Consider the following 22,440-nt stretch of genomic DNA (forward strand, 5'->3'; position numbering starts at 1 on the left):
GAGCAGATATGGTAGCGATACAGCATGAACTAGGATCTTCTATTAAGGAAGTTCTGAAATTAGTCTGGAGTTTGAGATTTGCTGAGAACAAAATGCTCCTTCTTTCTCGACAAAGCGATTCTGGAGGAACTTTTCAGTTATCCTGTGCTGGTCACGAACTTGCAGGAGTTATCGCAGGAAAGAGTCTCATACCGGGCAAAGATTGGTCTTTCCCTTATTATAGAGATCAAGGATTCCCTATAGGGCTCGGATGTGATTTTGCTGAGATCTTTGCTTCTTTTCTTGCAAGATTAGCTCCTAATCACTCTTCTGGTAGGATGATGCCCTACCACTATTCCCACAAAAAATTGCGTATTTGTTGTCAGTCTAGTGTTGTCGGTACACAATTTCTTCAGGCTGCGGGACGAGCTTGGGCTGCGAAACATACAAAATCTAAAGAAGTAGTCTATGTCTCTGGAGGAGACGGATCTACATCTCAAGGAGAATTCCATGAGATGTTAAATTATGTTGCTCTACATAAGTTGCCGTTAGTTACAGTAGTCCAGAATAATGCTTGGGCGATTTCTGTTCCTTTTAAAGATCAATGCTCTACGGATTTGGTTCGTTTAGGGGAAAGTTATCAAGGTCTTTCGGTATATGAAGTGGATGGTGGTGATTACTTCGGTTTAGTGGATGCATTTTCTAAAGCTGTGGATCAAGCTAGACATGCTTCTATTCCCGCTTTAATTCTTATCAAAGTTATGCGTTTAGAGCCACATAGCAACTCTGATAATCATGAGAAATATCGTAGTCGTGAAGATTTAGACCATTGCATAAGTAACGATCCTCTAATTCGTTTAGAACGACAGATGATAGAAGAATGCGGTATTTCATCTGCTGAGATCTTGGAAATAAAAGCCGAGGCTGAGGCAGAAATTTCTCGTGCTTGTGAACTTGCTGAGGGGATGCCTTTCCCCAGCAAAGGTTCTACAAGTCATGACGTATTTTCTCCACATACAATTTCTCTAATTGATTATGAAGATTCTTTAGAAGCTCAGCGTTTACGTGATACGCAACCAAAAGTAATGCGCGATGCAATTACGGAAGCGTTGATTGAAGAAATGAACAGAGATTCGGGAGTAGTTGTTTTCGGTGAAGATGTTGCCGGGGATAAAGGTGGGGTTTTCGGTGTTACAAGAAATCTTACTGATAAATTCGGTGTAGAACGTTGTTTTAATACACCGCTAGCAGAAGCTACAATTATAGGAACTGCAATTGGTATGGCTATGGATGGTATTCATAAGCCTGTTGCTGAAATTCAATTTGCTGATTATATTTGGCCAGGAATTAACCAGTTATTTTCTGAAGCTTCTAGTATTTACTACCGTTCCGCAGGAGAGTGGGAAGTCCCTTTGGTTATTAGAGCTCCTTGTGGAGGGTATATACAGGGTGGTCCCTATCATTCTCAAAGTATAGAAGCATTTTTAGCACATTGCCCAGGAATTAAAGTTGCGTATCCATCTAATGCTGCGGATGCAAAAGCTTTATTAAAGGCCGCTATTCGTGATCCTAATCCTGTGGTCTTTTTAGAGCATAAGGCGTTATATCAACGACGTATTTTTAGTGCCTGTCCAGTATTTTCTTCGGATTATGTTTTACCTTTTGGTAAAGCGGCGATTACCCATTCAGGTTCGGATCTAACGATTGTTTCCTGGGGAATGTCATTGGTTATGAGTATGGAAGTCGCTAAGGAATTAGCATCTTTAGATATTTCTGTAGAGGTTATAGACCTAAGAACAATAGTTCCTTGTGATTTCGCTACGGTTTTAGAATCTGTGAAGAAAACAGGGAAACTTCTTATTGCTCATGAGGCTTCAGAGTTTTGTGGATTCGGTAGTGAACTTGCTGCGACTGTAGCCGAACAGGCATATTCTTATCTTGATGCTCCTATCCGTCGCGTTGCTGGATTACATGCTCCTGTTCCGTACTCAAAGATACTGGAAAATGAAGTTCTTCCTCAGAAGGAGAAAATTCTTCAAGCAGCAAAAAGCTTAGCTGAATTCTAATTGTTGTAAGCTTTTTGTAAGATAGACAGCAAAGGGAGTTCTTTTTGGTGGTTTACGGTAATTTGTTTTACCGTCCGTTCTTTGCATTTTTCTTCTATACGTATAGCTTCTAGTAAGGCTAAAGCACACTGAGAATACCACATTTCGTATTCTTCTTGATGCGAACTAATATCGTTTAATCCTAGAAGTTCAAGCTGCAATGAGGTGATTTTATTTTCTCTACAAATACGGAAGCATTTTAGATAAGCATCCACGAGATTTTTAAAAGCTTCCTTGTGGTTGAAATCTTGAAAGGTAATGGCTTTTTGTAACCGCTTAGTATGGAGAAGAATTTCAATAGTAGGTGGGTTGATAAAGATCAAATGAGAAGCGGGAGCTCTTTCCTGAGACTTATTTATCCAGGGTCCATAAGCTATAGAACCCGGGGGAAATTTCGTGGAATTAGGTTTTGTAATATCATTCCAACATTCCTTTTCTATACGTCCAATTAATGCTAATGTTCTATTAATTACATAAGTGGAATCTCTTTCAGAGTTTGTGCAGAGCACAATCGCGGAACTTTTATTTTTTAATAGAGGGTCATTTATAGGATGTCCTTTATAAAAGGATAGCTGCATACCGGTCTTCGGATTGCTTACAAAGATATATTCCGTATTCTTATTAATTTTATTTGAATAGGGAAGCACTAAGCCTAAGGCATAAGTGTTTTTCAAGCGTTTTGCAACACCCGATAATGTGAGATCTAAGAAAGTTGGTATGGAAATGGACAAAAGACGTTTTCTTACCATTATTAAAATCAGACCGCTAAGGATAAGGAAAACAGCTCCTAAAGCGAGTAGAGGAGAGGAAAAAGCAAAACATTGCCCTACAGATAGAGCTAGTATACCTCCTAGTAAAAATGCCAACCCTAAAGCGGCTATTGCTTGTATGATATGCAATGTTTTTATTTTTAAATTGCATAGGCTTACATATGCCTCTGATAACCTTAAAGAAGTGCTTAAGGTTTGATTTTTCACATGATGGTGAATTAAAGGCATAAAGAAGTCCTAAGATAAATACAATCAGAGATATAGTCGTAAAATTGTAAAATAAGCAAAGGAGCTTAACAATAAAATTTTTGATAGTGATAAGAATTTTTTATAAATTCTTGTTGTTAATTAGAAAAAGATAGCCATTTGGTTAGCATGCCAAACAATGTTTCAGGTTGGTAAGCTTGTTGCAAAGATAGGCTAAGAGGCAACTCTGAGAGGCTATTTACAGTAATATGGATAAGTGTTCTGAATTTATTTTCTTCTTCCAGACGTATAGCTTCTAATAAAGCCAGACAACATCCTGAATGCCATGCTTCGTATTCTTCTTGATGTGAGCCAATGTTATTTAATCCTACGAGTTCTATCTGTACAGAGGTTATTTCATTTTCTCTACAGATCCTGAATATGGCTTGATACATTCTTACAGCAGCTTGGAATTCTATTTCGCAATTGAAATCCGTAAAGGTAATTAATCTATTGTCCACTTCGTTTGTAAGGAGAATGTCTGGGGGATTAGCACAAATGAGATGACTTGCAGGAGGAGCTCCCAATACATTTACCCAAGATCCGGAAACAATAGTTCTCGGTGGGAATTTCTTAGAGTGTGGCTTGGTGATCTTGTTCCAGCATTTTTCCTCTATCTGTCCCATCAAAGTGAGCGATCTTCCTACTAAAAGATGCAACTGTCTATCCGCATTTGTCAGAACAAGTATTGCGGAATTCGTTTTTTTTAAGAATGGATCATCCAAGGGATGCCCTTTTAAGAAACATACATTGAGATCAGTATTTTTACTCCGTATAGTCACATACTCCGTATTTTTATTCATACGTCCTGCAGGATATATACCAGTAAGTTCAAAGCGTGTTTGTAAAAGATGAGCAGTATACTCAGGTGTGAAATCTAAAAAATTTGGGGTTTCAGGTTCGGGAATAAAGATTTCTATGGGATGTTGCGTAGGTGTGGCCACTGGAGTAGTCTTTGGCGTTTCTATTGGTATTGGTGGTTTTTTTACTACAGGAGATATCGGTGGTGTGATGTACTCTGTCTCTACAGAAGGGATTGGGGCTACATGAGGTTTTTTTAGGCATGTTAATAAAATGAAACAGCTAAGAATAAGTAGAGCAAAGCCAATAATTAATAATGGTAGAGCAATTGCTAATGAAGAACCTAAAGCCAGGGTTATGACACCTCCAAGGTTCAAAGCCATTCCTAAAGCAGAAATCGTTTGTATAATCTGTATGAGTGGTAGTTTTATATTCCCTAAATGTATGTAAGTAGTTGCAGTTGGATTAACTGAACACAGACTTTGATTATTTATAGGTGAAGTGGACATGGGATTGCCATAAGTTAAAGATAGTCAACGCTATACTTTTTTTCTGGCAGCATATTTTAAGCCATTTACAAAGGCTTGCACAATAGAATTTCGTCAGTTTTTATGGTTTATAAAAAATCTTTTTATAAAAGATGGGAAGGTTCTCCAGATTATAGAGATCCGGAGAACACCATGTTAAGATCTATACGCTTGTTGTAAAGCAGAGAGTAAAGGAAGTTCTGTCCTGCTATTTATAGTGATATGTGTGAGCGTGCTTCCCTCGGTTTCCTCTTCGATACGGATAGCTTCTAATAAAGCCAGGGCACATCCTGAGTACCAAGCTTCGTATTCTTCTTGATCTGATCCAATATTATTTAATCCTAGAAGTTCAAGTTGAATCGAAGTAATGCCGTTTTCTTTACAGATGCCGAATATGACTTGATACATTCTTACTGTAGCTCTGAATTCTCTTTCATAATCGAAATCCTCAAAGTTAATCGCTCTGCGATGTACATCACGTGTAAGAGTGATGAGAGGAGGATTTACGCAAATGAGGTGACTTGTGGGTGGAATATCTTTAGTTTTATTTACCCAAGGTCCAGCAACAACAGATTCTGGAGGGAATTTAGTGGACTCTGGTTTCGTAATATCATCCCAACAAACTTTTTCTATATGCGGACCTAAAGCTAAGGATCTCCCTAATAGCAAATGCTTCTCTCTTTCAGAATTTGTCAGGACAAGCATTGCAGAATGTGTTTTCTTTAAGAACGGATCTTCAAGAGGATGTCCTTTTAGGAAGCATATATGTAGATTATGTCTATTACTACGTACCGTTACGTATTGCGTATTTTTATTAATACTTCCTGACGGATGTATTCCAGTAACTCCAAAGCGCATTTTTAACAAATTAGCTATGTATTGTGGTGTGAAGTCTAAAAACCCCGGAATTTGAATTTCAGGAACACGTACTGTAACAATAGGGCGTATGGGAGGTGTAGCCACGGGAACTGGAGTTGGAGTTTCTACAGGAACCGGAGGTGTTGTCACCGGAGATTTTGTTGGTGGTGTCGTTGGAGGTGTGGGTGCAGGCGTACCACCGGGTTTAACTCCTGTAGGTTTTGGTGTGATTGGAGGGGAAGAAGGCGCTGGTGTTGGTAGAGAGGGTTTTCTTATACGCGAAGCTAAAAAGAAACAAGTAAGAATCAATAAGGCAATGCCAATAATAAGTAGAGGTAGGGCAATGGCTAATGAAGAGCCTAAACATAGGGAAACAATACCCCCAATATTTAATGCGATTCCTAATGCAGTAATTGTCTGCAGAATGCGTGTAAGCCGTATTTTCAATTTCCCAAGATGCACATAGGTAATTGGTGTTTCTGGAGTGGGATTTGTGCTTTGATTATTGGTGGGTGAAGTAGACACAATCTTGCCTTAAGTTGAATATAATCAATGATATACTTACGTATTTTCTATCTAGTTTAAGCAAAGCGCGTAGGTTTCACAATAAAAAAATTTTTTACACAGTAATTTTATTGTGAATGAAAAATTTTTCTATAATTCAGAAATAGAGTTGGTTGGGAAGAGATTTCCTACTGTTTTTGTTTTTTCTAGGCTAACTCCAAGAAAAAATAGAAGAATGAGAATCAGGGTAAGTTTTTCTGGAGACACAGGAACGGGGGATAGGGATGTCAGAAAATTATGACTATGAAGAAGAGGATGTGAAATGATCCACGAAATACAAAATTTTGTTACAGGAGCTACAAATGGAAGAATCAAAGATAAAAGAATTAGAGAGAAAATTGGAAGGATAAGCAAGGGGAAAAAGAGATTATAGATTAGACCCTCCAATGGAAAATACCCAAAGAAGTTCACTATAGGGAAAAAGAGAAAGATCTGCGAGGCTAGTGCTATAGATAGGGCTCCCCAGAAATAGCGAATAAAGGGAAGCAAATACTCAGGAGCTATTTCTTTCCAAGGTGTATAAAAAAAACGAAATAGATGAGGGAAGAAAAGTAAAATACCCAAAGTAGCTAAAAAACTTAGGGCAAAAGCTGGAGATAGGGGAGAAAATACTAAAGAACACAAAATACATCCGATTCCTAAACGATTTAGACTAGAGCAGTATCCTGAAGAAAATGGAGAAAAACAAATGAGCGCTAGGGAAATCCATGATCTCCATACCGAAGGAGACCAGGGAAATAGAAGAGTTAGTCCCGAAAGAGCAATAAAAGTAAGTAAATATTTTATTTTTGATGAGAATATACCGAAAATAAGAAACAGAGATGAGGCAAATAAGGAAAAATGCCATCCAGAAATAGCAAATAAATGAGCTAGTCCTTTATTTTTAAAAATTTCTTTTAAATGTTTTGGTAAGGGAGTGCCAAGAAGAAGGCTAGAGGCAAATTTTCCTGATTCCTCAGGAGAAAATAGATGTAAAATGCGTTTATGACATGATTCTCGTAATTTATTTTGAATAAATGCTATTTTTGTTGGCTGTATTTCTTCATAGCAACCATTAGACTTAAAAACAATTTGAGATGTATGATCTAGCGTCGTTCCTTGGATGTAGTATTTTTTATTTAGTTCTAAATGTGCGTCTATAAGAATAACACAAGGAATATGATGGTATTTTTTTCCACAGGGATATTGTAGGTGAACAGCTTCTCCAAAATATCTATTTTCTCTTCCAGACTTAATGATAAAGCTTCCCGATGATTGCCCTTTATGAATAGAAGAAGATGCTGATAGAGTTATCAGAGGTATAATCCAACAAATTCCTATAAAGAGTTGTTGTTTGCGTTGTTGTTTTGGAATAAAAAGAGAAAGAGCTAGAAGTAGGAATATCCCACATACAGGATAGGGACGCGCTAGAGTCCCTGTTAGCCAATAGAGAGCGCAGATTAATAGAGGATGTTGTTGTTGAAAGTATCGACAAGAATGAATTAGCTGTATCCATAAGGAATAAAAAGTTTGAATAAGGACAGAGAATGAAAAAGTTTCAAAACGTTTTAGCATCGGTTCATTCTTTTCCCAAACTCGAAGTGTATTCTATAGAGCAATTACGTGAAGAAATCTCTTGGGAAGAGATTTCCAAGAAAGCTCCTCGTTTGCCCCGAGGCTGGTACGAGCTGATGGGATTACCAAAAAAGGACAGGTTAGATTTTTGCCAAGAGTATTGGCTTACTGTTTTAGGAATTCATGGTAATCAATTTCCAGGTATTTGTCGTTTTTTTTCTCTATTAGATAGTCTGGATATTTATATTTATCGCTCTGCTAATGAACCCTACGACGCAAAGATGCTCTATACTTTTAGCGACGGCCGTTGTGGCTTTCAAGGCGGACCTCCTTTATTAGAGATCGAGAGACATTGCTTTCCTAGACTAGGGGATAATGATTATCAGAAGTTTTTCACGATTCATAATGGATTTGGAAAATGGGAAGATGAGGGAATTTTTTCCTACCGTTCTCTAGCTAAAGTTCAGCATAAATTGCGAGAGCTGTTGTTGCGTTTAAAAAAGATTTCTCCTGAAGACAATTGTGCTTCTTTGGGAATTTTTCCTTTCTATGGCTATGAAGAACCTTTGGCTTACCAATGTTTTCTTTCTGATCCCGAAGTGCGTAGGGATTTTCCTTCACCGAATATATTATTGAGCGAGGAAAGTCTATTTCATAGAAATTTAGAAAGTATTGAGCTTTTACATTTAACTACAAGTCATTATCCTTCTTTCCTTTCTTGGTTGGAAAACTACTTACATAGCGAAGAGGTATATGGTGGATGACTGTAGAGAACGTGTGTTAGATGTCAAGGATATGGACGTTCCTGAGAATTCTCAAGATAATGATGAACTGACATGCGTATGTATTGTGAAAAATACTTCTGGAATACACGTTCGCCCTGCTGGTGCCATTGTTAAGTTGTTTGATGGTGAAGATTGCGAAGCAAGCTTTACCTACGCAGGGAAAACAGTGAATGCCAAAAGTATAATGAGCATACTCATGTTGGGAGCACCACAAAATGGAGAGATTTTTGTGCGTATTAAAGGAAAAGATGCGAATCGAGTATTGCAGAAAGTGCAGGATGCTTTTGATTCAGGCTTTGGAGAGTTGTAGATGAACACGCCCGCGCCTTCTATAGAACAAAATGAAGAATGGCGAGTTCCCGGAATGACCTTGGTTTCTGGGGTGGCCATAGGGAAAGCTTTTTTCCTAGGAACCTCTCCTTTGCAAATTCATGAACTTACCTTACCCCAAGAGGAAGTAGAACATGAGATACATCGTTACTATAAAGCATTAAATCGTTCTAAATCGGATATTGTTGCCTTAGAACAAGAAGTTCAAGGAAAACAAGGTCAACAAGAGATATCTTCGATACTACAGGCTCATTTAGAGATAATTAAAGATCCTATTTTGACTGAAGAGGTGGTGAACACTATTAGAAAAGATCGTAAGAATGCTGAATACGTTTTCTCTTCTGTCATGGGGAAAATAGAAGAATCTTTAACAGCGGTACAAGGAGTTCCTTTAGCTGTAGATCGTGTTCAAGATATTCATGATATTTCTAATCGTGTGATTGGTCATTTATGTTGTCAGCATAAGAGTTCTTTAGGCGACGCAGATCAAAATATCATCGTTTTTTCACAAGAGCTTACTCCGTCAGAAGTTGCTAGTGCTAACCCTTCCTATATTCGAGGATTCGTTTCCTTAGTTGGTGCTCCAACGTCGCATACCGCTATCGTTTCTAGAGCAAAAAATATTCCTTATTTAGCAAATTTTTCTGATGAAAATTGGGAACGTATTCAAGAATATTCCGGTAAGCTTGTGCTCATTGATGGTATTCGTGGTGAGATTATCTTTAATCCTAAATCAAAGACACTTGAGAATTGTTATAAACAAAAAAGTAAATCTTACAGTGTAAAATCCTATCCACAAGCATCACCACATGCAATAGTATCTTCTCACGCTGCTAGTCTTGAAGAACTGCGTATGCTTTCAGAATTTTTCCCTCAAACGTCTATTGGGCTATTTCGTTCTGAATTTTTGGCGATTGCTGAAGATAGATTGCCTACGGAAGAAGAACAAGCTGTGGTGTATAAATCTTTAGCTTTATTTCCAGAGCGTGTGTCTGTTTTACGTTTGTTTGATTTTGGAGATGATAAGCTATGCCCCGGTCAAGATCCTATTCAAGAGCGTTCAATACGTTACTTATTGAAGAATTCTCAAATGCTCAATGATCAGCTTCGGGCTATTTTAACAGCTTCAGCATTAGGTCCTTTAAAGGTATTAATTCCCGGAACAGCCGATGTTATAGAAATTATTGAAGTGAAACGTCGATTAGAAAATGTACGTCGTTCATTCAATAAAGATCATAATATAGAAAATATTGTCTGGGGAAGTATGATAGAAATTCCCTCAGCTGTATTGATGATTGATGAGATTCTTCAAGAATGTAATTTTATTTCCATAGGCACCAACGATCTTATGCAATATACCTTAGGAAATAACAGAGAAAGGGCTCTGCCTTATTACCTTGATAATCCACTACATCCCTCGGTAATGCGAATGATTCGTCATGTAGTGTCTAATGCTAAGCAGCATGATGTCTACACGTCTATTTGTGGAGAGGCTGCAGCAAATCTATCTTTAACACCATTTTTCTTGGGGTTGGGAGTTGAGGAATTGTCTGTTGCTATGCCGGCTATTGTAGAGCTAAGAGAGAAAATAGCCTCTTTAAATTTGAGTAATTGTGTAGAACATACGGAAAAATTATTAAGAGCAAGGACCTGTGAAGAAGTTCAGGCCCTATTAGCTTAGAAAGGCATCCCTGCGCGCATTATAGACATTTCTTTATCCATAGCTTCTTTGGCCTCTTTAAATGCTGAACGGAATAGGTCTTCTATAACTTCAGGTTCTTCGGGATCAAGGCATGTGGGCTGTACTTTTACAGAAACAATATCACATTTGCCATTGATCACTACGGAAACGAGCCCATTACCTGCTTGTCCTTCGTAGCGTTTTTGTTCTAGAGAAGCTTCCATTTCTAGGAATTGCTGCTCCATGATTTTTGCTTCTTTTTTCTTTTTAGCATATCCACTGCCCATGGTTACTCCTTAGTTAAAATTCCTGAAAACTCAACAACAGCAAATTGTAAAAGCGTATCTATAGTAGCTGATCCTGCTAAAGAAGGGGAAGCCTCTTTTTGATAGGAAGGTTCTTTATGAATAGGAGATTTTGAAGATGGAGATAAGAAGCTTTGTTCTTCATAGTGCTTTTCGGGTTGTATAATGGGTTTAGGAAATTCTTGCTGTTGGGAGATATTTCTAGGGGTGTCAAAAGTTGATGTTTTAAGTTGCGAAAACAGAGTTTCTAAAGAAGGACGTTGGCATATCCGAATTAAATGAATAATTACAGTCTCTAAAAATGTTTTCTCGAAGATAGTTTGTTGTAGATGTTTCGCTGCCTCTCCGAGAAAGTCAATGATTTCTAGTAAACATTCACTAGAATAATGCATCGCTGTTGTTGATAGAGGGGAATTTACCTGATCTTTATTGAGAAGCACATCGCGATAGAAAATAGTGAGATCATGAAGAAAGGTTATTGGCGCTACTCCAGAATTTATTGCGGTAGTCACTGGCAGTACAGCTTCGGCATATTTTTGTGTGCGAATACATTCCGCCAAAGTGCATAGAGTGTCCTGAGAGACTACGCCTAAAGCATCAGATACAGCTTCTTGAGATAAGGATTTAGGAAATAGCCCTATGACATAATCATAAAGAGATTCTGCATCGCGTAGGCTGCCTTGAGCTGCCCTGGCAATAGGAAGAAGAGCTTCCCGAGAAGTCTCTATAGAGTTTTCTTGAGATATGGATACTAACTTATCCACAATCATTGTCTCGGGAATTCTTTTTAAGTACATTTTTTGACAACGGCTTAAAATCGTTCCAGGAATTTTAAAGTGTTCTGTAGTGGCTAAGAAGAATTTTACATGACTAGGAGGTTCCTCTAAAGTCTTCAACAGAGAATTAAAAGCTTCTTTTGTCAGCATATGCACTTCATCGATAATATAGATTTTATATTGTGATTTCGCTGGGGTGAAGAGGACCGCTTCATTGATCTGACGAATATCTTCGATGCCCCTGTGGGAAGCACCATCAACTTCTATAACATCTAGGGAGGTTCCTGAAGAAATCTCTTTGCAAACACAACAGTGATTGCAAGGTTCGTTATTAGAAGTTGGTTCTATACAATTCAATGCTTTAGCAAAAATTCTGGCTAAGGTCGTTTTTCCAGTTCCGCGAATTCCTGAAAATAAATAAGCATGGGCTACACGTTGAAATTGTAGAGCATTTTTTAAAACAGTAACTACAGCATCTTGTCCGAGAATTTCGGAAAATGTTTGGGGACGGTACTTTCTAGAAGAAACTTGATATGTTGTAGATGTCATTTGTTGAGCCTCTAAAAATTCTTGCGAGGAGTTTTTTATTTTATTCAGGTGACTATTTTTCCTGGGATTCCTAGACTAGGTGTCCCAAAAATGCGCTCACTAACGAGCTTGCAATTAGGGAAGGTTTTTCTATGTTTACTATAGTATAAAGAGTTGGAAATTGTCCCTCTTTAATGAATATATTGGTGTATTAGATAGAATATGATGTTGTCTAGGTAAGGTATGGAGTACCACGAGAAATCGTCATTTTTCTTTGTCATATATCAAGTTATAGTCAATAGTATGAGATTCTTAATTAAAATAGAGCAAAGTTCGCAAATCATGATAATGTGCTTTAAGTGATGTCATTTGCTATGAAATTTTTAGAGTTTTCTTGTTTACAAGTGACAGAGTTTATTTGTGAAAAGATAGAAGCGCTCGTTTTGAATAAAAAATGGTGTTTTGTTCTTTGGTGTGATAGCTAAAAAAAATAATAGATATATCCTGTATTGAGCATATGATCAAGCAAATGGAAGACCGTAGGCAAACTTACCGTAGCTGTACTACTGCTGAAATAGATCGGCCGTGGTCTAGGTATCTTTTATATTTTGGTATTACGGGTATTTTTGGTTTAACGTTATTTTCTTTTATCTATCTTAGAGTTCTTCATATTCCTGTATATAAGGAGGGGGATATTGCTCAGGTATCTCTGAGTTCTCCTATCGATTTTTCCATAAGTTGGAACGTGCATGCATTTTATAGTAAGACTGCTGAAGTTCCTGAAGTATTTGGAAAGGTCTATCGTATTTCTGAAAACACTTGTTTTGAAGAACCCGAAGAAGAAGAAACACGGCGGTGGCTAAAAAAAACTCAGGATTTTCTTGGTGCTGTGGGATTTATAGATAATTCTACCGAAACCTGTCTCCAAGATCTTCATTTACGTCCCTCAGCTCTGAAAGAAAGAGATCGTTTGCTGGGAATTCATGTAGGTACTGATTCTAGAGAAGTTATACATCAATGTGTTGCACACGTAGATAACTTCTTAAGATCTGAAAATTGTCCGGCATCTTGTAGATTGCATATTATAGATAATCTAAAAGAGAAGACTTTAGGTATCGCTGTTGATAAGGAAAAATCCGGCTACGTTAAAGGAGATTTACTTGGAACACGAAGATTAGAACATTTTCCAAAAGGAAGTTCTATTATAAGGCAGTATCAAAGAATTAGTGCGAGAGATGCGAAAATCCTTCGTTGCTTACGTCACCAACTTGTCTCCTCAACAACGCTATTTTCTTACCGCGGAGCTTTGGGAGTTCTTCTTTTAGTGGTAGTTATTTTAATTTGGGGTTACCGTTCGTTGGTAACGTTTTGTCCTGAGTTATTGATGTCGCCAAAACGTTTTATGCTCTATATTGCTATCTTTTCCCTGTCATTGATCGGGGTAAAAATTACCGAGACTCTTTGTGCATTAGGCTCACAAAGTTGGGAGATTTATCTTTCCTACCCCTTGATTCTTCCTTTTACAGCTATTCTCCTTGGTCATCTTGTAGGCATTCCTCTTGCAGGAGCTTCTTGTACATTTTTAGGGGTTCTCTATACTTTAGAATCAGATATTTGGAATAATAGTTGGTTCCTCGCTATGAACCTATTAAGTTCATGGAGGATTTTATTCACATTGAGCCGAGTAACGCGTCTATCTTCGCTGTTTTGGTGTTGTATGAAGTTGTGGTGGGTATCTACAGCAATTTTAACAGGATTCCGTTTGTTCTTCGGTGCCGCATCTATAACAGCTTTCCGCGCTGATTGTTTAGGAAGCTTTGTTTATAGCTTGATTACTGCTTTAGGTGTTGGAGCCTTGATTCCTGTATTTGAATCTTCTTTTGGCGCTTGTACTCATAATCATTTATTGGCGTATTTAGACTCTGACTATCCTTTATTAAAGAGACTCTTCGAACAGGCTCCTGGGACTTACCAGCATTCAGTTTTAGTGGGTATTCTTGCAGAATCCGCAGCTAATGCTATTCATGCTGATGGGCTTTTCTGTCGTGTGGTGGCGCAATATCATGATATCGGTAAGTTGATTAATCCGGGATTCTTCCTTGAAAATCATCAGATGCTTGGTACATCAAAAAGCAGTCTCTCTCCGATAGAGAGTGCAAAAATGATTATGCGGCATATTCCTGAAGGAGTAGAGCTAGCAAGAAAAGCGGGTCTTCCTGATTCTTTTATTCGTGTTATTGAAGAACATCACGGCACATCAGTCATTCTTTCTCCTTATCATCGTCATTTACAAAATAATCCTAATACAGGGGCTTCAGACGAGGAACTTTTCCGTTATCCAGGAAGAAAACCTTCCTCTAAAGAATCTACAATTATTATGATAGCAGATTCATTTGAAGCAGCAGCGCGTTCTTTAGAGGGGACAAGCATGGTAGCTTTACGGGATCTTGTAGATAAGATTGTGTCTGGAAAAATGCATGACGGACAATTTGCAGATTCTCCTATAACTTTAGACGAGCTTACGACCATCTGTGAAACTATGGTCAAAACACTCTATAGTGCTTTGCATTCTCGTGCAAAGTATCCTGAAATGGCTTTAAAGCCTTGTGTCTAATAAAAGCTTGCGGATAGGTTTTAAATGTCCACGTTATCAAGCTTTCTTATTGAGCAGTATTTTATTCCTCCCACTATACCCTTACCAATACCTAAAACAGCTTTCGATAAGCCAATAATTAAAAGGATCGGAATAAGAAGAATAAGTAGAGGTAACATAAATCCTAAACCACCCAGAACACTAATGATTATGGGTAAACGCATGATCCATACTGTTTCTCGGCATTGAGGGCATTTTGTATTCGGTGTAAAATCATGCTCTCTTTTGAAGGTATCCTGAGCTCGAATATATCTTCGGTAGAACACTCCGGAGTAAATCAACCCTACGATAGGAATTAAGACCATAGGAATATGCTGGAGCCTGGTCATTATGGCTTCTAGAGCTACGGGATAACCATCAATTATCTCAGAGGATATGACAGTAGGTGCTTGACAAGGGCTACCGTTTTCGTTCACGTGAATGTGTCTAGGAAGTAGAACTATTCCCATCAATCCCTACTTAATATTAAAAATTTAGAAAATTCGTAGTAAATTATATTTCAATGAGAATTATGGTTTTATAACTAAAACAAAACTATTTTATTAACGTTTATAAATTAGTTCCATTGATTTCCTTAAAAAACAAGAAATCTTGATCCAGACAGTCTTGTTATTTCGAGAGCCGGTTTAACAAATAGTTAAGGTAGATTAACAAAAAGAAATCAAAAAATAATTTGATAGAATCTTACTTTTTATTAAGAATACTTTAATTCAAATGTCCTATCCAAAACTCAAATTCAATAGATAAGGGCATTTTTATTAAGAATGCCCACCAGCTGTTCACGGGATAGATTTTATAATGATCCATAGGATTGAGAACCACGGCAGCGTGACGCAATTTTTGAATAGAGAGTCATAATCAGTAAAACGGATCCCAGAAGAATTATAATTGGGAATAAAAGACCTAATCCACCAAGTATAGAAACACCGATAGCAAGATTTAAATGACTTGGATCTAGTCTAGAACAAGTTAGATTCCTACAGTCTTGATTAGGAATATAGTTTAGTTTTGCATATTCCTTATTCATCAAAAATTTTAGATACAGGAGACGACCTGTAATCAATAAACCTACAATAGGAATACAGGAAGCAAGCTTTTGAGCTCGGTGTAATTTGGTATCTGGATCAACTAGATATCTTGGAGCGTGTAATACATGGGATCCTTCTACATTGAATACGCAACCATTTTTGTTTGTATGTGTATGCGCAGGAATGAGTGTAGAGGTAAGAGGCATAAGGGAATTACCTTCTTTAAAGTTTAATTAAGGACTATTTTTAAGGCTTTCTCTAAAGATTTTCTTTTTATTAGAGATCAGATATAACGTTTTTCAAGAATTTTGTTTATCTGTTTCAATAGAGAAAAAAATAAGCGGAAATATTTTAGCATAAACTCAAATAAAAATATAGAGTTTTTTTAAAATCTTTAGGATCAGGCATAGAATAGCTCCGATAATAAGAAAGGGAGTTAATGCTCCTATACCCCCTAAGATTCCGAATGCAATTAGGGGAAGATGGTATTTAGGATGCAAACGAGAGCAAAGTTTATCAGCACAACTTTTATTGGGTATATAATTTAAAATTGAATAGGCATCACGCATTACCGTGAATCTACGATAGATTAGAAAAATTGTAAAAATGAGTCCTGAAATTGGGAAGACTAAGAAACGCATGCTAATTTCAGGAAAATATGCGGTTTTACACACAGTGATTTTTGTTGCAGGAACAGATATAGAAGTATTGTTGTTTGTAGTGTGTATATGAGTAGGCAGGGTAACGTACGAGGTAAACATCGTATTGCCTCATGAATTTTATGATTGACGATTGCAACATTATTTATCAGCGCTATTTCGATTGAGATATTCTAATAACGTTTAACAAAGTCTGTTTTAGATATAGTTTTAAGTTATATGTTTTAGATTAAACAGAGACTAAGTGTTTGTCTTGAACAATATTCGAGGTATTTAATGGGAGTAAAAGTTTTTTCCAGGCTTCGATATTTTTTGCTGCAGTAATGCTTAGACGTCCTTGAAGAGGGTGGTAAGGAGGAGGAAGCACTTTAGTATAAGGTAAATTTAGATGTAGTCTAATAATAGCAGCTTTAGCAACAACGATAGCGTCATATTTTCCGCTTTCAAGCTGCTCGAGTCTATCTTCTATTGTACCTCGAATGTCTAGAATCTGTCCTTTAGGAAATAAAGTTTTTAGCATTTCTCCCCGACGCAAAGAAGAACTCCCGAGTCTAGGATGTTTGGGAAAGCGTTTCCAAAGATAACGTTCACTATACACTAAAAGGTCCGAAGGGTCTAAACCTTTTGTTATTGCTACAACAGAGGTGATGGATGGATCGGGTAGGTCTTTAGCGGAATGCACGGCAAGATGGCAGTTACCTCGGAGAACAAGCTTATCCACAGCATCCGTAAAAAATTGTGAATTTTCTACGAGACGCAGAGGAGTAGTCTTGTCTTTATCTCCACGAGTATTTACTGTTTGTATCTGAATCCAAAGTTTAGGAAACCATGAACGAAGAAGACGAACGCATTCGTGTACCTGAGCTTGTGCCAAGGTAGATTTTCGAGAAGCTATACGTAAAGGACGTCGTCCCACGCAAAAATCAGAAAGAAAAGGATCAGTGTAGCAGTCGGATAGCATCTTTTATATTTTTCACCCCTCGAATATCTAAATAATCTTTAATTTCAGAAGATAATCCCGGAATTTGTCCTTCCGGAATTACAGCGCCTTCAAAACCCATGAGCCTACTTTCTTTAAGGCGTCTTTCTAGATGAGTAACGTGACGAATTTCACCCCCTAGACCTATTTCTCCAGTAAATGTATAGTTTTGAGGAGAAAGGCGATTATAGAGCGATGACACTACTGCGAGTCCTGCCCCTAAATCTGCAGCAGGCTCTGTGATTTTTAATCCTCCAGCTATGGATAGAAAAACATCAGCGGTATGGAATTTTATTTGAGCGCGCTTTTCTAGAACAGCTAAGAGTAGTAAAAATCGATTCTGATCAAATCCTGAGGTTTTTCTAATCGGATTTGCAAATGGAGAAGACGATGCCAAGGCTTGCATTTCGATAAGAAAGGTTTCAGATCCTTCGATAATAGGAATAATTACGGAACCTGTGGTTTCTGTAATTTTTTTTTGTAGAAAGAGGCCAGAAGGATTGGTAACTTCTTTTAATCCATCAGTATGCATAGATAAAATAAGCAATTCATTCGTAGGACCAAAACGGTTTTTCACAGAGCGTATCATGCGGTAATTGGCATGTGAATTACCTTCAAAGTATAAAACAGTATCTACAAGGTGTTCTAAGACTCTAGGACCAGCAATTTCTCCAGATTTTGTTACATGACCTATAACAAAAGTTGTGATTTGTGATTGTTTGGCAATATGCATCAGCTCAGAAGTCACTTCTCGTACTTGAGCTACAGATCCTGGAGAAGAATGCAGTGCAGGATTAAATATGATCTGGATAGAGTCAACAATTAAAATATCAGGGTTGAGTGTTGCTATTTGTTGTTTAATATCATCAAGATTTGTTTCGGGGAATAGATAGATGTTTGCATTAGAAATTTCTAAACGTCGTGCTCTTAAAGAGGTTTGCGTTACAGATTCCTCTCCACAAACATAGAGAACTTTAAGACCTTGATTAGCAAATTTTGCTGATGTTTGTAAAAGTAAGGTAGATTTTCCAATTCCTGGATCACCACCTAATAGAGTAAGACTACCACGAACGGCACCACCACCCAGAATCCGATCCCATCCGGGTTCTCCTATGCATAAACGTTCTTCTTCGCGAAGCTCTACAGTATTTAAAGATACTGCAGTTGCTTGCGATCGAGAACGTCTTCCATTTTGAGAAGGGGAGACGAATTCTTCACTAAATGTATTCCATTGTAGGCATCCTGGACATTGACCTAACCATTTTGGTGTATTGGTTCCGCATTCATTACAAGTCCATTGTGTTTTTATCTTCGTAGTCATGGGCATCTAAAGCTTCTTGAGCCGCTAGTTTCTCGGCTTCTTTTTTTGATAAGGCAAATCCTTCTCCCCAAACTTCATCATTGACTATTACCCGAATATGGTAACCCGGAGCGCCTTGTTGGGATGTCCACGGGGTGCATTGGTATACAGGTAACATACGCAATTGTTTTTGTGTGAGCTGTTGTAGACGGTTTTTTGGATTTCCAAGCATAAGGGGAAGGATATCCTTTTTTGAAGGCAACAAAGGTACCGTAATTTGTCTTGCTGGAGCTAAGCCCCCATCTAGATAAACAGCTCCTAAAATAGCCTCAAATAAATTGGCATAGGCTGAGGTTCTGCCTCGCTCATTTTGAATTCTTTCCCCTTTACCTATAAGTAAGTATTCTCCTAATCCTAATGCGTCAGTATATTGGCAGCAAGAAACTGCATTTATCAAAGCTGCACGTGCTGTGGACAATGTGCCCTCATCCATAGAAGGAAATAATAGGAATAAGTGTTCGGTTACGATTAAGCATAACACGGCGTCTCCTAAGAATTCCAAACGCTCGCTATCTTCGGTAATAGTCACAGTCTCATTCCTATAAGAAGGATGTGTGAGAGCAGTAACTAAGAGTTTCGGTTGAGTAAATGTAAAATTTAATTTAGCTTCAACTTCTTTAATGTTGATCAGATTATTCATAAAATTATGAAATGTTGCCCTATTAAAATATAACGCATTAGTTATCGGAGTTTTTTTATAGGCGGAAAAGGGCTTAAAGTCTATAGTACTTTTGGTTACACTCTCTTAAATGGATAAGTATGAGGATTGTTCTACACTTAGAACACCTGCGCCATTTTCAAAATCAAGGTAGTATATTATTCGAAGATCTGGTCTCTGCGGACGATTGTTTTGCTCTAGAAACAAAACTAAGACAATTCGTGGAATCCGTCTCCAAAAATACACTAGATGCGCGCTGGAGAGACAATATTTTCCGCACCCTTCCTGAAGTGCTAGCTTTAGTTAAAAAGCGACATTTGGATATTTTTGCTGCTAATCTTGTGCATCGACCTCGATTATTATTAGTTAGTGATTTTTGGGTTTTCCCTGAAGATAGCGTTATCGAAAGGGAAGAAGATTGTCAATTACTCCTATCTTTATCAGGAGATAAAGTTGGCCAGGGAGTCTTTTTTGTTGGACCCTATCCTACAGAGCTTTATTTTCCTGAGAAAGGAGAAACGGCTCTTTTACTTGGTTTTTCTTCTGCAGGGATTCCTATTTCCTAAAGACACTTCTCTCTTTTAGATAAATATACGAAATTGTTTGCCTAGAGCTATTTTTATGTTATGACTGCATAAGATCGCGATTTGTTTTTAGGAGCTTTTATGAAGCATCTTCCGCAGAAAATAGAAACTCTTTGCAACCCTATAACTGCAAAGAATATCTTGACTTGGCTATCTAGTGATTTTGGAAAAAATGACGAGGGTGCTATAGCTGAGCTTCTAGAAAACAACCCACAGCGTCTTGAGGAACTATTTGGGAAAACTCTTGCCTTTGGTACGGGAGGACTGCGTAGTCCTATGGGGTTGGGTACCAATAGAATTAATGTCTTCACAGTGCGACGTGCTACTCAAGGTTTGGCACAAGTATTAAAAAAACAGAATCCTCATCCAGGCGATTCTATTCGCGTAGTCATCGGTTATGATACACGACATCATTCTTTTGATTTCGCTCAGGAAACTGCGAAAGTTCTCGCGGGCAATAAAATCCACGCACTTATATTTGAGGATCCTGAACCTTTAGCTCTAGTTTCTTTTACTGTAAGATCTCAGCAAGCTTTAGCAGGAGTGATGATTACTGCTTCTCATAATCCTCCAGAATATAATGGATATAAAGTCTATATGGCTTCAGGAGGACAAGTATTGCCTCCTTTAGATCAGGAGATTATTCGAGAATCAGCAGATATTGAAGAAGTTTTACTCGTCGATTCTTTAGAAGATCCCTATATTCATATTGTAGGTGAAGAATATAAGGCTTTGTACACGAAAACCGTACATGAATTACAGCTATATCCTGAAGATAATCGTCTTTCAGGACCAGCGATTCACGTAAGCTATTCTCCACTCCATGGAACTGGAGTAACTATGATTCCTCGAGTTTTAAAAGATTGGAATTTCCCTATGGTCAAGCTTGTTGAGAAACAAGCACTTCCTGATGGAAGTTTTCCTACAGTACGTTTACCTAATCCCGAAGATCCTGAAGCGCTAACTTTGGGAATTCAGCAAATGATAAAGAATCAGGATGATATTTTTATAGCCACAGATCCTGATGCAGACCGTTTGGGAGTTGTATGTTTGGATGAGAACTGTCCATATATATTCAATGGAAATCAAATTGCTTGTTTGCTTGCGGATCATATTTTGCAGGGTTGGTCAGCTCGTTCTCCTTTGGGTAAAGAAGACAAGGTAGTTAAAAGCTTAGTAACTACAGAAATGTTATCCGCAATCACAAAGTTCTATGGCGGCGATATTGTGAATGTGGGGACCGGATTTAAGTATATTGGAGAGAAAATAGAAGATTGGAGAAATAAACTAGAAAGATATGTGTTTGGTGCTGAAGAATCCTATGGCTATCTCTATGGAACGCATGTAGAAGATAAAGATGCTATTAGTACATCAGCATTAATCACAGAAGCTGCTTTGCAGAAAAAGCTTCAAGGAAAAACTCTTCGAGAAGCCATTTTAGATTTATATGAGACTCATGGATATTTTATGAATAAAACAGTCTCTTTATCTTTTGAACCAGATAAAGAAGGTTTTATGAAATCGCAAATAGAGAAGTTAGCAGCTCTTGATCCTTCTGCTATGTCCTTAGTAGGGGACAGTGTGGTAACATTTGAAAATTATCATCAGGGTGTAGGAATTAATACACCCTCGGGAACTACTTATAAACTCCATCTTCCGAAGATGTTCATGTTGTGTTACTACTACGATAGTGGGGGTAAGATTATAGTGCGTCCTTCAGGTACAGAGCCTAAAATAAAATTATATTTTGAACTTGTAAATCGTTATGATGTGGCAGCAGAAAAGAAACAAGAACAAGTCCAAAGAGAACAAGACAGTCAGAAAAAATTAGAAAATTTTATTTCCGAATTTAAAGAGAAGTTTTCTTCCTTACAGACCGAATAATAAAATTAAAATCCCCTTGTAGTAATATCTGCAGCGCATCTACACTGGCGATGCAGAAAGCTGGCTAGATTTTTGTTCTCATCCTATCTCTTTTTTATACGAGATCTGAGTCAAAATGTGTCCGTTATGAAATAGAATATTTCCAAACCATGCTCTTGATAAACTCAAGACAGATATGAAGGACTTCCTTATGACCTTTGTACCCTATACTTTACCTGAATTACCCTATGATTATGATGCTTTAGAACCAGTGATTAGTGCAGAAATTATGCGTTTACATCATCAGAAGCATCATCAAGGTTATATAAATAATTTAAATGATGCCTTGAAAAAATTAGATATTGCCGGTGCGCAACAAGATCTTACACGTCTTATTTCTTTGGAGCCCGCCATACGTTTTAATGGCGGTGGGCATATCAATCACTCTCTATTTTGGGAGATGTTGGCTCCAGTAGATCGTGGTGGAGGCGTACCCCCAAAACATGGATTGCTCAAGCTAATTGAGAAATTCTGGGGAACTTTCGATAATTTCTTAAAAGAATTTATTGAATTTGCAGCTCCTATTCAAGGATCAGGATGGGCATGGCTAGCTTTTTGTCCCAAAAAACAGGAGCTTATGCTACATGCAACAGTTAACCAAGATCCTCTAGAAGCGACCACTGGTAAGGTGCCCCTTCTAGGAGTAGATGTTTGGGAGCATGCTTACTATCTCCAGTATAAAAATGTTAGATTAGATTATTTAAAAGCAATTCCTCGAGTAATTAATTGGGGATATATTGAGAAAAGATTTTCTGAATTAACTAATTAAAAGAGTATTTTTAATTGA

General features: G+C 37.7%; 20 protein-coding genes. 8 read left to right on the forward strand and 12 right to left on the reverse strand.

Annotated elements, in window-relative coordinates; translation table 11 throughout:
* Positions 1-8 precede the first annotated feature (8 nt).
* Positions 9-2,045, forward strand: coding sequence for an alpha-ketoacid dehydrogenase subunit alpha/beta (locus H9Q19_RS04105; RefSeq protein WP_213240569.1), 2,037 nt, complete (start codon positions 9-11; stop codon positions 2,043-2,045).
* Here the strand turns inward: H9Q19_RS04105 and H9Q19_RS04110 are convergent.
* The 4 genes from H9Q19_RS04110 to H9Q19_RS04125 all read right to left on the reverse strand — a co-directional run bounded on the left by H9Q19_RS04110 (position 2,042) and on the right by H9Q19_RS04125 (position 7,404).
* The gene (locus H9Q19_RS04110) at positions 2,042-3,082 is read right to left on the reverse strand and encodes a macro domain-containing protein (protein ID WP_213240571.1); all 1,041 of its coding nucleotides are present in this window, start codon (positions 3,080-3,082) and stop codon (positions 2,042-2,044) included. The two genes, H9Q19_RS04105 and H9Q19_RS04110, sit on opposite strands and share 4 nt — an antisense overlap.
* A gap of 116 nt (positions 3,083-3,198) precedes the next feature.
* Positions 3,199-4,410 carry a hypothetical protein gene (locus H9Q19_RS04115; RefSeq protein ID WP_213240573.1) on the reverse strand — a complete coding sequence of 404 codons (1,212 nt, stop codon included), beginning with the start codon at positions 4,408-4,410 and terminating at the stop codon, positions 3,199-3,201.
* A gap of 174 nt (positions 4,411-4,584) precedes the next feature.
* Positions 4,585-5,811, reverse strand: coding sequence for a macro domain-containing protein (locus H9Q19_RS04120; protein ID WP_213240575.1), 1,227 nt, complete (start codon positions 5,809-5,811; stop codon positions 4,585-4,587).
* Between the two features lie 129 nt (positions 5,812-5,940).
* On the reverse strand, positions 5,941-7,404 hold the full coding sequence (locus H9Q19_RS04125; protein WP_213240577.1) for a ComEC/Rec2 family competence protein: 1,464 nt from the start codon (positions 7,402-7,404) through the stop codon (positions 5,941-5,943).
* Between H9Q19_RS04125 and H9Q19_RS04130 the strand changes: the two genes are divergently transcribed.
* Genes H9Q19_RS04130 through ptsP form a run of 3 tightly spaced genes read left to right on the forward strand, consistent with a single transcriptional unit; the run spans position 7,377 to position 10,200 of the window.
* A complete protein-coding gene (locus tag H9Q19_RS04130; RefSeq protein ID WP_213240579.1) occupies positions 7,377-8,168 on the forward strand; it encodes a hypothetical protein in 792 nt (263 codons plus the stop codon). The genes H9Q19_RS04125 and H9Q19_RS04130 overlap by 28 nt on opposite strands.
* A gap of 31 nt (positions 8,169-8,199) precedes the next feature.
* Positions 8,200-8,499 (forward strand): HPr family phosphocarrier protein, encoded by a 300-nt coding sequence (locus tag H9Q19_RS04135; RefSeq protein WP_249324533.1) that lies wholly within the window; start codon positions 8,200-8,202, stop codon positions 8,497-8,499.
* A complete protein-coding gene (gene ptsP / locus H9Q19_RS04140; protein WP_213240583.1) occupies positions 8,500-10,200 on the forward strand; it encodes a phosphoenolpyruvate--protein phosphotransferase in 1,701 nt (566 codons plus the stop codon).
* Here ptsP and H9Q19_RS04145 read toward each other — a convergent pair.
* Entirely contained in the window at positions 10,197-10,487 is a 291-nt protein-coding gene (locus H9Q19_RS04145; protein ID WP_213240585.1) for a YbaB/EbfC family nucleoid-associated protein, read from the reverse strand. The genes ptsP and H9Q19_RS04145 overlap by 4 nt on opposite strands.
* A 2-nt stretch (positions 10,488-10,489) precedes the next feature.
* A complete protein-coding gene (gene dnaX / locus H9Q19_RS04150) occupies positions 10,490-11,830 on the reverse strand; it encodes a DNA polymerase III subunit gamma/tau (RefSeq protein ID WP_213240587.1) in 1,341 nt (446 codons plus the stop codon).
* Between the two features lie 496 nt (positions 11,831-12,326).
* On the opposite strand from dnaX, the gene H9Q19_RS04155 reads away from it, so the two are divergent.
* Positions 12,327-14,423: an HDIG domain-containing metalloprotein gene (locus H9Q19_RS04155; protein ID WP_213240589.1), complete on the forward strand. Its 2,097-nt coding sequence runs from the start codon at positions 12,327-12,329 to the stop codon at positions 14,421-14,423.
* Between the two features lie 20 nt (positions 14,424-14,443).
* Here H9Q19_RS04155 and H9Q19_RS04160 read toward each other — a convergent pair whose 3' ends face one another.
* The 6 genes from H9Q19_RS04160 to rnc form a co-directional block, all read right to left on the reverse strand.
* A complete protein-coding gene (locus tag H9Q19_RS04160; RefSeq protein WP_213240592.1) occupies positions 14,444-14,911 on the reverse strand; it encodes a hypothetical protein in 468 nt (155 codons plus the stop codon).
* Between the two features lie 344 nt (positions 14,912-15,255).
* Positions 15,256-15,696 carry a hypothetical protein gene (locus H9Q19_RS04165; RefSeq protein WP_213240594.1) on the reverse strand — a complete coding sequence of 147 codons (441 nt, stop codon included), beginning with the start codon at positions 15,694-15,696 and terminating at the stop codon, positions 15,256-15,258.
* A 156-nt stretch (positions 15,697-15,852) separates the two neighbouring features.
* Positions 15,853-16,251 carry a hypothetical protein gene (locus tag H9Q19_RS04170; RefSeq protein WP_249324512.1) on the reverse strand — a complete coding sequence of 133 codons (399 nt, stop codon included), beginning with the start codon at positions 16,249-16,251 and terminating at the stop codon, positions 15,853-15,855.
* A 127-nt stretch (positions 16,252-16,378) separates the two neighbouring features.
* Entirely contained in the window at positions 16,379-17,110 is a 732-nt protein-coding gene (locus H9Q19_RS04175) for a hydroxymethylbilane synthase (protein WP_213240596.1), read from the reverse strand.
* On the reverse strand, positions 17,088-18,449 hold the full coding sequence (radA, locus tag H9Q19_RS04180; RefSeq protein ID WP_213240599.1) for a DNA repair protein RadA: 1,362 nt from the start codon (positions 18,447-18,449) through the stop codon (positions 17,088-17,090). Before radA ends, H9Q19_RS04175 begins: the two co-directional genes overlap by 23 nt.
* Positions 18,415-19,128 carry a ribonuclease III gene (rnc, locus tag H9Q19_RS04185; protein ID WP_213240601.1) on the reverse strand — a complete coding sequence of 238 codons (714 nt, stop codon included), beginning with the start codon at positions 19,126-19,128 and terminating at the stop codon, positions 18,415-18,417. The genes radA and rnc overlap by 35 nt, the downstream gene beginning before the upstream one ends.
* A 119-nt stretch (positions 19,129-19,247) precedes the next feature.
* Here rnc and H9Q19_RS04190 point away from each other — a divergent pair, with 119 nt between their 5' ends.
* From H9Q19_RS04190 to H9Q19_RS04200, 3 genes are all read left to right on the forward strand, one after another.
* The gene (locus tag H9Q19_RS04190; protein ID WP_213240603.1) at positions 19,248-19,712 is read left to right on the forward strand and encodes a DUF5070 domain-containing protein; all 465 of its coding nucleotides are present in this window, start codon (positions 19,248-19,250) and stop codon (positions 19,710-19,712) included.
* A gap of 99 nt (positions 19,713-19,811) precedes the next feature.
* The gene (locus H9Q19_RS04195; protein WP_213240605.1) at positions 19,812-21,614 is read left to right on the forward strand and encodes a phospho-sugar mutase; all 1,803 of its coding nucleotides are present in this window, start codon (positions 19,812-19,814) and stop codon (positions 21,612-21,614) included.
* 190 nt (positions 21,615-21,804) lie between these two features.
* Positions 21,805-22,422 (forward strand): superoxide dismutase, encoded by a 618-nt coding sequence (locus tag H9Q19_RS04200; RefSeq protein ID WP_213240607.1) that lies wholly within the window; start codon positions 21,805-21,807, stop codon positions 22,420-22,422.
* Positions 22,423-22,440: the final 18 nt, after the last annotated feature.

It is taken from the genome of Chlamydia crocodili (genome assembly GCF_018343815.1).
Classification (GTDB): domain Bacteria; phylum Chlamydiota; class Chlamydiia; order Chlamydiales; family Chlamydiaceae; genus Chlamydia; species Chlamydia crocodili.

Bases quoted from the DNA above. Each gene is read 5' to 3' on its own strand.
- H9Q19_RS04105 (WP_213240569.1), top strand. From the start codon at position 9: ATGGTAGCGATACAGCATGAACTAGGATCTTCTATTAAGGAAGTTCTG.
- H9Q19_RS04110 (WP_213240571.1), bottom strand. From the start codon at position 3,082: ATGCCTTTAATTCACCATCATGTGAAAAATCAAACCTTAAGCACTTCT.
- H9Q19_RS04115 (WP_213240573.1), bottom strand. From the start codon at position 4,410: ATGTCCACTTCACCTATAAATAATCAAAGTCTGTGTTCAGTTAATCCA.
- H9Q19_RS04130 (WP_213240579.1), top strand. From the start codon at position 7,377: ATGAAAAAGTTTCAAAACGTTTTAGCATCGGTTCATTCTTTTCCCAAA.
- H9Q19_RS04125 (WP_213240577.1), bottom strand. From the start codon at position 7,404: ATGCTAAAACGTTTTGAAACTTTTTCATTCTCTGTCCTTATTCAAACT.
- H9Q19_RS04135 (WP_249324533.1), top strand. From the start codon at position 8,200: ATGGACGTTCCTGAGAATTCTCAAGATAATGATGAACTGACATGCGTA.
- ptsP (WP_213240583.1), top strand. From the start codon at position 8,500: ATGAACACGCCCGCGCCTTCTATAGAACAAAATGAAGAATGGCGAGTT.
- H9Q19_RS04145 (WP_213240585.1), bottom strand. From the start codon at position 10,487: ATGGGCAGTGGATATGCTAAAAAGAAAAAAGAAGCAAAAATCATGGAG.
- dnaX (WP_213240587.1), bottom strand. From the start codon at position 11,830: ATGACATCTACAACATATCAAGTTTCTTCTAGAAAGTACCGTCCCCAA.
- H9Q19_RS04155 (WP_213240589.1), top strand. From the start codon at position 12,327: ATGATCAAGCAAATGGAAGACCGTAGGCAAACTTACCGTAGCTGTACT.
- H9Q19_RS04160 (WP_213240592.1), bottom strand. From the start codon at position 14,911: ATGGGAATAGTTCTACTTCCTAGACACATTCACGTGAACGAAAACGGT.
- H9Q19_RS04165 (WP_213240594.1), bottom strand. From the start codon at position 15,696: ATGCCTCTTACCTCTACACTCATTCCTGCGCATACACATACAAACAAA.
- H9Q19_RS04170 (WP_249324512.1), bottom strand. From the start codon at position 16,251: ATGTTTACCTCGTACGTTACCCTGCCTACTCATATACACACTACAAAC.
- H9Q19_RS04175 (WP_213240596.1), bottom strand. From the start codon at position 17,110: ATGCTATCCGACTGCTACACTGATCCTTTTCTTTCTGATTTTTGCGTG.
- radA (WP_213240599.1), bottom strand. From the start codon at position 18,449: ATGACTACGAAGATAAAAACACAATGGACTTGTAATGAATGCGGAACC.
- rnc (WP_213240601.1), bottom strand. From the start codon at position 19,128: ATGAATAATCTGATCAACATTAAAGAAGTTGAAGCTAAATTAAATTTT.
- H9Q19_RS04190 (WP_213240603.1), top strand. From the start codon at position 19,248: ATGAGGATTGTTCTACACTTAGAACACCTGCGCCATTTTCAAAATCAA.
- H9Q19_RS04195 (WP_213240605.1), top strand. From the start codon at position 19,812: ATGAAGCATCTTCCGCAGAAAATAGAAACTCTTTGCAACCCTATAACT.
- H9Q19_RS04200 (WP_213240607.1), top strand. From the start codon at position 21,805: ATGACCTTTGTACCCTATACTTTACCTGAATTACCCTATGATTATGAT.